This window comes from Gephyromycinifex aptenodytis, assembly GCF_012277275.1.
GTDB classification, from domain to species: Bacteria; Actinomycetota; Actinomycetes; order Actinomycetales; family Dermatophilaceae; genus Gephyromycinifex; species Gephyromycinifex aptenodytis.
Map to the genome: position 1 here is coordinate 1,394,626 of NZ_CP051155.1, position 14,370 is coordinate 1,408,995.

Annotated in this window: 11 protein-coding genes; 6 read left to right on the plus strand and 5 right to left on the minus strand. The window is 64.5% G+C overall.

Annotated elements, in window-relative coordinates:
- The first annotated feature begins 45 nt into the window (after positions 1 to 45).
- Complete coding sequence (locus tag G9V96_RS06010; protein ID WP_168582225.1) at positions 46 to 1,428, plus strand: sugar nucleotide-binding protein; 1,383 nt, start codon at positions 46 to 48, stop codon at positions 1,426 to 1,428.
- 19 nt (positions 1,429 to 1,447) lie between these two features.
- Here G9V96_RS06010 and G9V96_RS06015 read toward each other — a convergent pair whose 3' ends face one another.
- Both G9V96_RS06015 and G9V96_RS06020 read right to left on the minus strand, forming a co-directional pair.
- Positions 1,448 to 2,446: a YveK family protein gene (locus G9V96_RS06015; protein WP_168582226.1), complete on the minus strand. Its 999-nt coding sequence runs from the start codon at positions 2,444 to 2,446 to the stop codon at positions 1,448 to 1,450.
- Positions 2,447 to 2,485: 39 nt separating this feature from the next.
- Positions 2,486 to 4,006, minus strand: a complete 1,521-nt coding sequence (locus tag G9V96_RS06020) for an O-antigen ligase family protein (protein ID WP_168582227.1) — start codon at positions 4,004 to 4,006, stop codon at positions 2,486 to 2,488.
- 490 nt (positions 4,007 to 4,496) lie between these two features.
- On the opposite strand from G9V96_RS06020, the gene G9V96_RS06025 reads away from it, so the two are divergent.
- Together G9V96_RS06025 and G9V96_RS06030 are read left to right on the plus strand one after the other, a co-directional pair.
- Positions 4,497 to 6,416, plus strand: a complete 1,920-nt coding sequence (locus G9V96_RS06025) for a glycosyltransferase (protein ID WP_168582228.1) — start codon at positions 4,497 to 4,499, stop codon at positions 6,414 to 6,416.
- A 41-nt stretch (positions 6,417 to 6,457) separates the two neighbouring features.
- Complete coding sequence (locus tag G9V96_RS06030) at positions 6,458 to 7,387, plus strand: glycosyltransferase (protein ID WP_168582229.1); 930 nt, start codon at positions 6,458 to 6,460, stop codon at positions 7,385 to 7,387.
- Positions 7,388 to 7,438: 51 nt separating this feature from the next.
- Here the strand turns inward: G9V96_RS06030 and G9V96_RS06035 are convergent, their stop codons facing one another.
- Positions 7,439 to 8,953 (minus strand): oligosaccharide flippase family protein, encoded by a 1,515-nt coding sequence (locus G9V96_RS06035; RefSeq protein ID WP_168582230.1) that lies wholly within the window; start codon positions 8,951 to 8,953, stop codon positions 7,439 to 7,441.
- 96 nt (positions 8,954 to 9,049) lie between these two features.
- The gene (locus G9V96_RS06040; protein ID WP_168582231.1) at positions 9,050 to 10,105 is read right to left on the minus strand and encodes a glycosyltransferase family 4 protein; all 1,056 of its coding nucleotides are present in this window, start codon (positions 10,103 to 10,105) and stop codon (positions 9,050 to 9,052) included.
- A gap of 253 nt (positions 10,106 to 10,358) precedes the next feature.
- Between G9V96_RS06040 and G9V96_RS06045 the strand changes: the two genes are divergently transcribed.
- The 3 genes from G9V96_RS06045 (at position 10,359) to galE (ending at position 13,173) form a co-directional block, all read left to right on the plus strand.
- Entirely contained in the window at positions 10,359 to 11,114 is a 756-nt protein-coding gene (locus tag G9V96_RS06045) for a heparin lyase I family protein (RefSeq protein WP_168582232.1), read from the plus strand.
- Positions 11,115 to 11,304: 190 nt separating this feature from the next.
- Complete coding sequence (locus G9V96_RS06050) at positions 11,305 to 12,120, plus strand: heparin lyase I family protein (RefSeq protein WP_168582233.1); 816 nt, start codon at positions 11,305 to 11,307, stop codon at positions 12,118 to 12,120.
- 39 nt (positions 12,121 to 12,159) lie between these two features.
- On the plus strand, positions 12,160 to 13,173 hold the full coding sequence (gene galE, locus G9V96_RS06055) for a UDP-glucose 4-epimerase GalE (RefSeq protein ID WP_168582234.1): 1,014 nt from the start codon (positions 12,160 to 12,162) through the stop codon (positions 13,171 to 13,173).
- On the opposite strand, the gene G9V96_RS06060 is transcribed toward galE, so the two are convergent.
- Entirely contained in the window at positions 13,170 to 14,255 is a 1,086-nt protein-coding gene (locus G9V96_RS06060; RefSeq protein WP_168582235.1) for a glycosyltransferase family 4 protein, read from the minus strand. The genes galE and G9V96_RS06060 overlap by 4 nt on opposite strands.
- Positions 14,256 to 14,370 lie beyond the last annotated feature (115 nt).

Below are 14,370 nucleotides of genomic sequence, written 5' to 3' on the forward strand. Positions count from 1 at the left end.
CCCTCTTTGTCATCCATCGACTGCCCCCACAGGTAAGGACCTACTGTGAGCGACCTCGCTGTGCGCACGACGAACATTCCCGGACTTGTCGTCATCGATCTGCCGGTGCACGGCGACTCACGGGGCTGGTTCAAGGAGAACTGGCAGCGAGCAAAGATGACCGCGTTGGGGTTGCCGGACTTCGGACCGGTGCAACAGAACATCTCGTTCAACGAGCAGACCGGTGTCACGAGGGGGATCCATGCCGAGCCCTGGGACAAACTCGTGTCCGTCGCCACCGGCCGTGTGTTCGCGGCGTGGGTCGATCTGCGCGCGGGTGCCACCCACGGCCGAGTCGTCACCCTCACGCTGGGACCCGAGACGGCCGTGTTCGTTCCCCGCGGAGTCGGCAACGCCTACCAGACCCTGGAAGCGGGTACGGCCTACAGCTACCTGGTCAACGATCATTGGAGCCCTGAAGCCAAAGAGCGCTACACCTTCGTCCAGCTTGCGGACCCCGCGCTTGGTATCGACTGGCCGATTCCGCTCACTGAGGCGGTGGTTTCGGATGCTGACCGACAGCACCCGCTACTGAGCAACGCGCGACCGGTGCAGCCTGCGCGCCCGGCCATCCTGGGCGCTGGGGGCCAACTCGGGAAAGCGCTGTCGAATGCGCTGCCCGATGCCGTGGCGCTCACCCGCGAGCAAGCCGACCTCGCTCAGCCGGAGACGCTCGCGCAGATCGACTGGACAGGCGTGGACGCGATCATCAATGCCGCCGCCTATACGGCAGTGGATGCGGCCGAGACACCGGACGGCCGCCGACAGGCGTGGGCGTCGAATGTGAGTGGGGTCGCCAACCTTGTCCGCATCGCACGAGAACGCCAGATCCCGTTGGTCCACATCTCCTCGGACTACGTTTTCGACGGGACGCTGGATGAACATATGGAAGACGAACCCTTTTCTCCCCTCGGCGTGTACGGGCAGACCAAGGCAGCCGGCGATGCGCTCGTGGCCACCTGGGAACAGCACTACATCGTGCGCACGAGCTGGGTCGTGGGACAGGGCCGCAACTTCGTCTCGACAATGGCCCAGCTGGCGAAGAAGGGTGTGGCGCCGAGCGTCGTGGCTGATCAGTTCGGCCGGTTGAGCTTCACTCAGGACATCGCAGCAGGCATCTGCCACTTACTTGCGGTTCGCTGCCCATACGGCACCTACAACCTCACGAGTTCTGGTCCTGTGCTCAGTTGGGCCGACATTGCCGCAGAGGTGTTCCGGGTCGTTGGGGCGTCCCCGGATGACGTCCGGCGCGTGTCTACCCAGGAATACGGCCTGGGGAAGGACATGGCGCCGCGACCTGTGCACAGTGCCCTCAACCTTGACAAGATCCGCGCGGCTGGCTTTTGCCCGCCAGCCTCCACTATCGAATCCGTATTGGCTCTAGGGTGAGTCGCCGGCGCCCGGGATGTCATCGGTCATCGAGGACCGCACATACCGGCCCGGGACAGACCGCCTGAAGGCTGTGCGTCTGCCGACGTAGGTTTTCCAAGTCGTCCTGGCCACGCGGGACCATCAGCACCACCGCGCGGGCGGAGGCTGCCTGACGAGCAAGGTCGTCGTCGTCGAGACGAGCGGCAGCGACAGCACCACCTTCTCCCTCAAGCTCGGGAGTGAACTGTGCCGCGAGCATGTCGACGTCTTCGCTCGTCGGCCGTTTGCTCACCCCGACCAGTAGTGCGCAGCCCGGAGCGCTGCGCCTGTCGACGAAAGCTCCGACGTACTCCCAGGTGATGCGACGCTGCGCCGCATCTTGCGGCAGGTGACCAAGCACAGCAGTCCGCAGTGAGGCTTCGACGTCCTCGGCGTCGAAGGCGCGGGCCCCGGTGCGTTCCTTCAAAAGCACGATCAGCGATGCTGCCAGGAATCCCATAGCGGCACCCAGCAGCCCTGCCGTGATCGGAGACAGAAGGGAATCACGTTCACCGAGGGAGGCAGGGGCGTCCACGTTGACTCCGACGACAGGATTTCCGTCTGTTCGCGGTGACTGCACCTCAACCGCTTTGGCGAAGGCGTCGACGGAGGCGGCCAGCGCCTTCTGGACCTGCTGGGGATCCTGGCCTTGCATAGACCATTGGATGACAGTCGAATCCGGGCTCGTCGTGGTCTCAAGTGCCCCGATCTCCTCCGGCGAGAGGCCACTGGCCTTCGACGCTTCCTGCGCCACGTCCGCGCTCCTGGCTAGCGACAGGTACTGGGGCATCGTTACTCGGATCGCCTGGGTCACCTGGTATAGCGCCTCCACCCGCCCCTCAGTCGATGCTGCGACCACGGACGTACGCGCAGAACTCCGGTAGTGGGCAGGCGCCACCGAATAGCCCAGAAAGCCGACCACGGCACCGATGAGGGTGCAGAGCCCCATCAGCGCCCAACCCCGAACGACCATCCGTCTTAGATCATCGAAACTCATCGCTGGCCCTCCACTTTCGTTGACGCATGTCAGTCTCCCTCAGAGACCGCGACTGCCGTGACTTGAACCGCGAACAGTCCCGACCGGCAGCTCAATGGCCGACTGGCTCTGATCCGCATCCGAATGCGTGTGCAGCGCACGCGCACCGAACACCCAGGTCTCCACGTAGGCCAAACCCAAACCCAGAGCGAGATGCGCCGGGGGATAAATCAGGTTCGTCTGGAACGTGGAACTTACCGCGAGCGCGAAGAGCCCCGCGAGGGCCGCGACCGGCGCAGCCCGAGCGCGCGTGCGCTCACTGAAGACGACTGCGGTGGTCCTGGCGATGGTTGCCAGCAACACCAGCAACGCGACCACGCCTGGCAGCCCCATCCACATCCACAGCCCGAGGTAGCTCTGGTGGATGAAACGCCGCTGGTCGTAGAGCTGTCCACTGTCCGCGATCGGATCCGGCATGCTCACGTAGGCGCCGTAGGGACGGGGCAGGCCGATGCCTGCGATGGGATGCTCTCGGATACGTGCCAAGGCTTGAACATTCTCCCGGGCCCTGTCCTGGTAACTGTCGTCAACGACGACTTCGGTGTCAGCGACACTCATCAGGCGTTCGGCCGCCAGCCGCCCCTGCTCTCCGGCAAGGCCGGACAACGCCAGGCTCAGAGCCAGCATGAGGATCAGCACGGCAACCGCGACGTTCCTAGCGAGCAGCGACCAGCGTGATCGTCTCGTGGCCATGACCGGGATGAGGATCGTGGCGATGATGAGAGGGAGCCACGTGCTGCGGGTCAGACTGAGCACCTCGGTGAGGACCATCGCCACGATCAAGGGCCAGCGCAGCCAACTCCACCGGCCCCTGGCCAACACCCTGCCGGGGCCGATCATCAGCAAGGTGATGCTGAGCAGCCGCAAGAGCGGCGGATCGATCCGGACCGTTTGCGACACGTTCCCACCCGTAATCACGTAGCCGATCTCAGGACCGTAAAGGCCGTCCAGACCGGTCGCGACCCCCAAGACCACCAGGAACGAACACAGCCCACTGGTCACAACGAGATCCCTGGCCAAGGCGTCAGGATCGCGCGCGTAGGCGTCGCGCGCGATGAAGTACGACAGCCCAGCAACGCACGCCAGGCCGGTGTTGACCGTAGACCCCAGAGGATCACCGGCCAGCGCCGCTCGGACCAGAGCCAGGACGAGAGCAAAACCGAACAGCACTAAAGGTAAGACGAACCATGCTGGCTGGGCTGCCTGACGCGGACCGCGTCCCTGCAAACGAGACATGACGACCCAGGCCAGGCCCAGTGCCAACAAGACCAGCCCTGCAGTCACTCGAAGTCCACCCACCGACCTGGCGAGCAGACGCAGGTCCAATGGGCCGGCCCACACGACCACGAGAAGGACCACGACCCACCGCGGGTGAACCAGGAGGACCACAGCGGCCACTGGTGCGGCGATGAGGATGAGCGGGAGCAGGCTGTCGGTCACTACCGAGACCAGAGCGGAGCCCACGAGCACCACGAAAATCAACCCAGCAAGAAGGCGATGACGCAGCACAGTGTTGCTCATCGATGTCCCCCTCCCTGCCGACGTTTCGGTACCGCCGCCTGGCTGCGGGCCCGAGGGCCACCCGTCTCGGTCGTGTGTTGGCCGTTTCATACCTGCGGGTGAGTCCGAGTGATGCTATCTACCAGCAGGCGTCGATGGAACCCGCGGCTGTCCTCCATCGCGCACCCGCCCTCGCTTCGCACCCGAGGTAGCCGCGGCCTGAGCAGCAATGCTCAGACGCCCGTTTCGCTGCGGCCGCGCCCGGCTGCATAGGGGGCTGCGCTGAGCGCCCCCATCTCTTCCGGCATGCGGCCGAATCTTGTGCGGCCAGGTGCACACACTGGGACAGCTGTCCTGCATGATGTCCTCGGATCGTCTTGGACACCGCGAAGCTGTCACGGCCACAACCGTTTTGAGGAAGGGAGCCGAACCTGGCCTGAGATGCGGCTCCCTCGCCGCGACTCCAACCACCGCCGTGTCGGTTGTTCCGACAGAAGGAGATTCCTCCACGATGAATGACGCCCCCTCGTCGAGTTCCCGGCGTGAGGTGACCGCTCACTCCCCGGACGTCCTTATCGTCAGTTACCGGCGTGCCGACCTGCTGGAGCGGTGTCTGCAGTCCGTGGACCGTCATCTACCGGATAGCCGAATCTACGTCTGGGACAACCACTCGCTAGGCAGTCCGAAGGTCCAGGAGCTGGCACAGGCATGGCCTGCTGCATCGTGGACGTTCTGCGCGGACAACATCGGTTTCGCGGCGGCGGTCAACCGCCTGGTCCGCGCTTCGACAGCCCCGACATTCCTCTTGCTCAATCCCGACGCTGAACTTGTGGGTGACCTTTCGGGCTGCCGTGCGGCGCTGACAGATCCCACAGTGGCGGCAGCTGCGCCTTGGCTCGAACTCGGCATGAGGCACCCGTGGGACAACGCCCACCGGGAACCCACCGCACTGCGTCACCTCGTGTCGTACGCGGGCTGGGACGATCGGTTGGGTCGTTTTGCTCCGCTATCTATGTCGTATGCCCAGCAGCCCGCTGACGTCGATGGGTACCTGACAGGCGCCGGGCTGCTGATCTCGCGTGAAGCCTGGCGCGCCGTTGGGGAGTTCGACGAACGCTACTTCCTCTACGGCGAGGAAGCCGATTGGAGCCGCCGTGCGCGGCGACGCGGGTACCGGCTGTGCGCTGTCGCCGAGCCTGGGATCATCCACTCCGCGGGTGGCACTGTCAACGACGCTACCGCTGCCACGTCCCGCAGCGCGCAGCTGCTGCAAGAAAACCGGATCCGCTACTTGCGTGACCATCACGGCGCGCTGTCGGCGCGGGCGTTCACCATCGGCTCGGCTGCGCTGGATCTGACACAGCGCTCAAAGCGGCGGCTGCGCTCCGCAGCAGCTCCGGACTTCATCGTCACCTCGCCCACCCTGGCATTCGGGGGCGCAGAGCGTCAGCGGGTAGCTCTTGTCAACGGGCTGGCGGCCACTGGTAAGCGGGTTGTTCTGCGCCTATTACAGGGGGAAGGCGACCTGCGCGCGCATGTAGACCCGGCAGTAGAAGTGCAGGTTGCCTCCTACCGCAATGTCACCCGTGACGCTGGAGCCCAGACCCTCCTGGTGACCGGCACCACTCGCATCGAGCTGGCATACGGGGCTGCCTGGCGGGCAGTGAACAGCGGACGCGGGCGATGGGTGGTGGCCAATCACCACGCGGCAGCTCCCGAACGTGGCGTCTTCCGGCCTGCTGACACTGCTTTGATGCGTGTCGCGGACGGGATGATCTACCTGGCTGAGGCCCATCGACAGGCACACGCGGCTCACCAACGGCTCGACCGTGGTCGCTACTGGATCGTGCCGAACGGAATCGATGTCGACCGCTTCGCCTCACGCCATCCACAGCCACCGACTCGCCCCACCCTGGTCTCGATTGGCCGGCTCACCGAAACGAAACAGGTGCCGCTCTTGGTGGAAGCCCTCACCGCGATCGAAGACCTGGACTGGGTGGCAGATATCTGGGGCGACGGCCCAGATCGTGATTGCGTCGAAGCTGCAATCCCTGAGCACATGTCGGAGCGAATCCGGCTGCGCGGCTGGTGCTCCGACGTTCCCGAAGTACTGGCCGGGGCCGACCTTTTCTGCATGACCAGCCGTTTCGAGGCTCAGCCCATGGCGATTCTCGAGGCGATGGCCGCTGGGGCTGCAGTGGCTTCCTCCGCAGTGGCCTCTGTCCCCGAGATGCTGGAAGGAGGTGCGGGCGTGCTCGTCGATCCGAATACCCCCCAGAACTGGAGCGCCACGTTACGAGACCTTCTCGCGGAACCCTCGCGCTTGTCCGCCCTCGGCCGAGCCGGCCGGGATCGAGTTCTGGATCGCTACACAGAGGACGCCATGATTGCGAATTACCTTCGCGTTCGGGATGAGGTGTTTTCCCGGTGACGGCGCGCTTGGGACTCCCCCGTGTTCTAGTCGCGACCGCTATGTTCCCCTCAGACGAGGACCCTGTGCGGGGGGTGGTCGTCCTCAAGGAAGTGACTGCGCTTCGCGAATCTGGGATTCAAGTCAACGTCGCTCCGAAGCGTCCGGGCTGGCGGGGTTATCTGACTCAACTCCGTGCGGTGATAGCGCAGGTACAGGGTGCCGACCTTGTCCATGCTCACTACGGGACATCTGGCTTCGTGTCTGCTTTAGCGTGTGGAAACACCCCGCTGGTCGTCACGATGCACGGCTCGGATATCGCCTTCGGGTTCCGACCTCGCCTGAGTAAATACTGGATCCAGTACCTCTTGTCAGTGCTGGGCGCGAGTCGGGCGCGCGCGATCATCGTGCAGGACGACACCATGGTCAACCAGCTCCCGGCCTCCTTGCGTAGTAGAGCAAGGGCGCTGGGGCAAGCGGTGCGCCTACCCCAGATTCCAGCAGAAAGCGCTGAGCGGCAGGGTGTGCTCTTCCTCGCCAGTCGCCATCGACCGGTGAAAAGGTTCTCCCTGGCCCAGGAGGCGGTCCGGCTCGTGCCCGACTGCCCCGGACTGGACAGCCTGGACACCCACGCCGTGTCCGACATCCCAGCCGCAATGGAAGCCTCTCGGGTCGGTCTCCTCACCAGCGAACGCGAGGGGATGCCGGTGGCGGTCAAAGAGGCGTTGGCCGCAGGTCTGAGAGTGGTGTCGGTCGACCTGCCTGCACTGCGCGCGCTCGCCCGCGAACTACCTGAGGCGCTCACCCTGACGGCGCACGACCCCGACTCAATCGCCCGCGGCGTTCGTCAGGCTCTGGCTGCACCCGTCCTCAGCCCGCAGCAACGTAGTCACATTCACGACGTGCTGCGCAGGCGTCTATGGACGGAGCCCGAACGCACGCGTGCCCTGGTCGAGATCTACGACCGAGCGGCTCGTGCTGATCTCGATTAGCAACCGATTGGCGGCGTTCACCCCAGCACTGACGTAAGTCAGGCTGCGCCGTCATTCCACCCCTGTGGGCCCCTGACCGGGCCGCAGCACAGAGCGAACCTCGGACCACTGCACGACCCTGAAGAGTACGAGCCCCGCCAGATAGGCCAGGCCGACGGCCATGATCCGTACGGCCCAGTTTCCCTGCACGAAGTGCTCGGTGATCGCACTTAGCCCGAGAGCGGGGATGAGCTTCAGCAGCATCGCCGCTGGCAGACATGCTCCATATTTACGCGTCATCAGCACAATGCAAACGAGGAGACCGCTGACCTCGGACACGATGAGTGCCATTGCCGCCCCGGAGGCTCCGTACTGGGGAATCAGAATGAAGTTCCCAGTGATATTGATGAGCAGGTTTATCGTATTTAAGATGGTCAACGTTCGCTGCTGATAATCCGCAATGAGGGCTGCCGAGATTACCGCCGTAACCATTCCAATAGCCACACCAAGAGCGACGATCCCGAGCGGTCGGGAGGCAATGCTCACCATCTCGCGGGAGCCGATAAAGGTAATGAGGTCCGGAGCCAGCCCCCACACCAATACGCTGAGCGGCGCTGCGAAGTAAAGCACGGCTTTGAGCGCGTTCTTGATCGTTTCGGCGAACGCAGCTCCGCTCGCCGCGGCATCTGATGCGAACCGTGCGGCAAGCACCGACGCGATACTCGAGGAAACGATGGTGAACGTTCCCACAGTCTTATAGGCCAGGCCGTAGGCCCCCACCTGCTCGGTCGTCGACAGCTTGCTGAGCATCACGCCGTCCACGGTGAAGTACAAGACGCCGACAGCAGCGATGTAGGTCATCGGCAGAGTTTCACGAACGAGGGCACGCATTTCACCCCACTGCCAGACCGGGCGGAAGGCGCCGATCAATCGACCGAGTCGGGTCATCGCAATCATCTGCCCCAACGGCACCATGAGTTGGGCGACGAAGAACCACATGAGACCCAGATCGAGCATGATCGCTAGCCCGATCACGATCAAGCTGGATACCCGCCCCACCAGATCTGCTGCCGCGTAATGACCGAACCTGCTGTGCACCTGAGCGACGGGGTTGAAACAGGTGGCCCACGAATTGGCGACCAACCCGAGCGACAGGATGGCGATCCCTAACCGGACCGGCGGCTGGTCGGCATACATGAGCGCACCTGCGATGTTTGCCACGGCTACCAGCGGAACGACCGTGAGCAGACTGACCGCCATAGTCAGGCCTACTTGTCTACCTAGCTCCATCCCTCGCCCGGAAACTCTGCGGACAACCACGTTGCCCATACCGAGCTCCGTCCACGCGCCGAAGCTGTTGACGAAAAGTGTCGCGGTGATGAGTAGCCCGTACCCGGTGGGCCCGAGGTAGGTGACCGCCATCTTCACCTGGACTAGGGACAGAATCAGCCCCAGAGCGCGGGCGCCACTGACCGTCATCACGCCCCGCGCCAAGACACCGCCGTTAGCCACGCGCACTTCCCCCTTATGAGGCTGAAAAGTCCTGCTGCGGCCGGATGACACTAGCGCGCCATCCGAATCATTCATCCACCCAAGGGAGGGGGCGCAGGAAACACATCGAGAACCGGCTACTGATCGCCCTTAGGCAGGTGGCAAACCAGACCATAACGGTTCCTCACCCATTCACCTACCGCGCCCCATACCGTTCGCACCGTCGACCACGCTGGTCAAGGCCTGGGCCCACCGTCGCGCTGTGACACTGTTGGAGAAGCTCGATAGGTACAGCTCACGGTGGCGTCGCCCATCGGCAGCAGCTCGCTCAGGGTCTGCGAGTAGGTCGAGGGCCTGCGCCAAGCACCCCGGGTCCCGGTGCGGAAGCGGCACCTCCCCCTTCGGCAGATATTCGGCTAGGCCCCCCACCTCGCTGACCAGGGTGCGGACTCCACATTGCGCTCCGAGCACCTGGACTCCGCTTTGCGAACCGGCTGAATACAGACAGATGGACGCCTTACCGGCTGCCAGACGCGGAGCTAAGTCCGCGAAAGCGAACCGCCCCTTGACCCACTCGACGTCCGACGGGATTGGGCAACCCGGATCGCCGCCTCCGACAACGACCAGCCGGTCGCCACGGAAAGATGTGGACTGCTGATGCTGACGGTAGCCCTCAAGGATGACCGGCAGATTCTTATAGCTCGACAACCGGCCGACTACGAAGAAGTCACGTCGATCCGCGGGGCCGACCAACTCAGGGGTCGCATCTTCGGGCATTTCACTGGTCAGCGGGAGAACCTCGACGGGGTGGCGCCGCGGGCCGAGCTCGTCCTTGACCCGGGAACTGAAGCAGACCTCCAGGGCTGCGCGCCGACCGAGCACTCCGCCGGAAAGGCGTCGCATAAGAGGGGTTCGGTTGGCCGCGTCGTGCGCCCGCGCGTCGTGGGTGGTGATGACCAGGGGGACCCCGGCTGGAGCGAGAAGCAAGAAGCGGGGGTCTCGGGTGATCTCGGTGACCACCACGTCGGGTGCGAACCTGCGCACGTAGGAGTGGGCCTCGCGCAACTCCGCCATCCCGAGGCGCGAGCGCCACGGACCCCTGAACAGGATGTCGGCCGGGTGGAGTGCCGGCGCATCAAAATGCTGGGACGTGGTAGCGACGACGACCTCGTGGCCATCTGAGCGAAGTCCGTTCGCCCATGCGACGGACAACGTCCGAAACCACGGCGACAGCCATAGAACCTTCACGGCACCGACTATAGTCGCCGACTTACGTCCCTGAGCGCGCGTGGCGGTAGCCTGCGGCTATGCCCCGCACCTGTGACAGTAGGCCTTCCAGTAGGTCTCGTACGTCCTGCTGCGGGTATTCGGCCGGTGATGGTCCGCCGTCTGTGCTGCAGGAGGGTTCGCCCCCGGCTCCCCTGAGGAGCCCTGGTTTCACCGCGCCGCCCGCGACCGCCACGTAATGGGTGCCCGCACAGGTCGGTTAGCGACCGCAACCGTGTTCACAGCGGTCCTAGCCGGGTGCGCAGCACCGGCGCCACCGCCGGATCCGGAGCCCAGGCCACCCTTATCTCTGGAGTGCACCAAGACCCAAGATGAGGTCGAGACCGTCACCGAGAACGGGGCGAGTCAGCCCATCTGCGTGCGCGGTGCCTGGGTGTTCATCGCCCCGGCGCTGGAGAATCCGCAGCGAATGCGCCGGAGTGAGATCTTCCTGCGTAACGGCAGCGAGCCTGTCACGGGCCGCGAGGGGTCCGTCATCGTTCACGATGTTGAACTGAGCGTGCGACTCGGGGAATCCGGAGCCAGCGACGACGCCTGGCACGTTCTGTGGCAGTTGCACGGCCCGACGGATGGGCAGTGGCGCCCGCCCCCCGTGGCCCTCCACGTGCGAAACGGCCGCCTCGGGCTCTCCGGTGGGGCCGGTCACCCGAACCACAGCTGGAAGCAAGCCAACCACGAGTGGTCTAAACCACTCATCCCGATCTCAGACGGGGAGACCCATCGGGTCCGTATCGTCGTCGTGCTCTCCTCCGACCCACGCAAAGGCTCGGTCAGTGCGAGTGTTGACGGGCGAAGCGTCCTGGAACAGTGGCGACCGCGATCCCCGGACGGATACACCCCGGGGACGCTCTATCCCGGGCAACACCAGGTCTCCAGCCGGATAGGCCTGTATCGCGGCAGCCAGTCCGAGACGCCGCCTGAGTACGAGCAGATCGTCGTTCAACGCGTCCTTGAAGCAACCGGGCACTGAGAGTCACTGCGCCGACCAAGCCCGCTGCACAACAAGGCCCGCAATTGAGGTGTGGCGTTGTGCACAACGTTGACCGTCGCTGCCTATAGGGCCGACCGGCCGGGCCGATGAGGGTTCCGCCGCACTGCCATGCGGCGCCTCGGCCGGGCCACGGTCCCGCAGAGGGCACCTACCACGGAAGACGCCAATCATGTCTCGACGCAAACTTGCCACGTTGACCGCTGCGGGCTTCCTGGCGGCCGTCCCGCTGTGCGCGATGTCTGCCGCCAATCAAAGCGCCCCTGCAACAGCAGCAGCATCGATCGAATCAGTTCGAGCATCGTCGCTGAACTGTTCCTCGCCCTTCACCGCTCCCTACGCCCAGGTTCAGGGCGCGGCCTCCGTCCCGGTATGCGCAAATGACACGTGGATCTACGACGTCCCGGCCTCACGCTCCCCAGACTCGGTTCGCCGCACCGAGACACACTGGGGCACAGGCAATGCCATCGTTCAGTACCGCGAGGGCCAGACGGTCGACCACGAAGCGATCTACACGGGTGAGCTTGGGCAAGCCGGTCAAGACGACGACGACTGGCATGTCTTATGGCAGATGCACGGCCCCTTCAAGAACGGCGCTTGGCACTCACCCGCGCTGTCGCTTTCGGTTCGGCATGGACAAGTGCGTCTGGTCGGCGGTTCCGGGCACCCCAACCAGGACTGGAAAAACCGCAACTACGAATGGGTCGCCCCGCTGACGACGTGGACCGACGGCAAACCCGTTCGAGTTCGAGTCCGCTCGTACCTGTCCTCCGACCCCTCCCGCGGATGGGTGAGCGCGTGGGTAGACGGTCGGCAGGTGCTCAACCAGTGGCACCCCACTTCTTACCGGGGCGGGAACCGCCCCGGCACCTTCTACCCGGGTATGGACTACGTCGTAAGCCGCAACGGGCTCTATCGCGGGTCGCAGGGCGCGACATCCCCCACCTACCGCCAGGTGGTCTCGGTACGTCTGCTGCGGGCGGGCTAACCGGCCTTAATTGCGCTCTGGCAGATCTAGACTGGCGCCATGCGCGTCCTGGTTGCTGGAGGAGCCGGCTACATCGGTTCACACACTGTCGTCCGGCTCCTCCAACACGGGGATGACGTTGTCATCGCCGACAACTTCAGCAACTCCTCACCGCTCGTAGTGGACCGGTTGCGACGCATCACTGGGCGCCCAGTCAAGGTCGAAGAGATCGACCTCACCGACACTGCTGACACCAAGGCGCTCATGCGGAACGCGAAGCCGGATGCTGTTATCCACTTCGCTGGGTTGAAGGCCGTCGGGGAGAGCGTCACGAACCCAGGCTCCTACTATTCAGTCAATCTCCGCAGCACGTTGTCGCTGTTGGCCGCGATGCAGGAGGCCGGGGTTTACTGCCTGGTGTTCTCATCCTCAGCCACCGTGTACGGGATGAACCCACCTGTGCCCACGCCTGAGGACAGTCCGACCTCTGCGACGAACCCGTACGGGTGGACGAAGGTCATGGGAGAGCAGATTCTCACCGATATCGCCGCCTCCCACCCGCAGTGGCGGATCGGCCTGCTGCGCTATTTCAATCCGGGCGGCGCGCACCCCTGCGGAGCAATAGGCGAAGACCCACTCGGGGTTCCTAACAACGTCCTGCCCTACATCAGCCAGGTAGCTATCGGCAGGCGAGACTACTTGTCCGTTTTCGGTGATGACTATGACACCCCCGATGGCACCGGGGTTCGCGATTTTATTCACGTCGATGACCTTGCTGAAGGCCACGTGGCGGCCCTTCACAGGCTGACGACGATGCCCCGCTCTCTCGATGTGTGGAACCTCGGCACCGGCCGGGGCACCAGCGTGCTCGAACTACGGGCTGCCTTCGAAGCGGCCAGCGGCAGGCCGATCCCGTACCGCGTCACCGCACGCCGTCCTGGGGATGTCGCACGCTCCTTGGCGCTCGTTACCAAGGCAGAGCGAGAGCTCGGATGGCGGGCTCAGCGCGGCCTCCTGGAGATGTGCCAAGATGCCTGGCGCTGGCAGTCGCAGAATCCTGATGGCTACCGTTAAGCGGTAGCTACCCTCGGGGTGCGATGGACAACGTCTTGCAGAACCCCCCTGAGATCAGCCGCAAAGTCAGCGCTAGTGAATTGTTCATGCACACGACGCTGCCCGGCCTGACCCATGGCACGTGCCCGGTCTGGGTCTTCTAAGAGAGAGGCCACCGCGTCCCTGAACGCCCGCGTATCGCCCGGCGGTACGAGCAGTCCCGTCACACCGTGCTCCACGTACGCGTTCAACCCCGGATTCGCGCTCGCAACGACGGGGCGTCCTGAGGCCATCGCCTCGGTCATGACGCTGAGCCCCGAACCGACCCGCGTCGGATGTAACGCCACTGCGACGACACTGGCGCGGCTATAACAGCCGCGCACCGCCTCATCCATCCTCCGACGGTGGACGATGCCGAGTCCTTGCGGCACCTGGACCGGCAGGGTGGTAGCGAGTTCGAGCGTGGCATGTGGCAGCGCGGACTGCAGATCGACCATCGCGGCCACGAGGGTGTCGTGATCACGGAAACGGTCATCACCGACACTGAAGACACGACCAGGGATCGCTTCGGACCACGGACGCGGGCTGAAGAACTTCTCATCGACTCCGAACCGGACGAAATACACCTTCTCCCGAGGCACCCCCATTTCCTCCACGAGGGTATTGACCATCGCAGGGCACTCGGTGAACACCCCTGCGACCCGAGCTAGGGCGCGCTTGGTGAGCGCGCTCGCCCCCGGCCAGGCTTCCCTGGTCGACGTCAGCCAGGCCACCCCGGTCACCACCGGGGGTCCCCCGCCCAGGAGGGCCGCGGGTAGCCCGGTGCGTTCATCCATCGTGAGGACGACGTCGGCGGATCTACGCAGCGGCGACAAACGTGACACCAGGGCGGGAAGCACCTCATAGCCGTGGCTGCGTGACTTCAGCACCCGCAGTGGTTGAGTGAACTGTCCTGGCCAGGACCGGCGAAAGACAACCGTCGTCTGCAAGTCCGCCAACCGATGCAGTCCGTAGGGAGTTGCATCCGGAGCGAGCCCCCGCGCGTTTCTCCGACGCCATTCAGCCACGTCCAAGCTTTGCGGCAGCTCGACATACACCTTCATCTCGACACCTCAGCTTCTGTCATCCCTACCAACGCCCCCCTCGCGTACAGACCCGTGCGTGTCATGAGCTCGGGCCCAAGGACGTAGCCCGCAGGTCACAGAGTCGCCCCGCGCG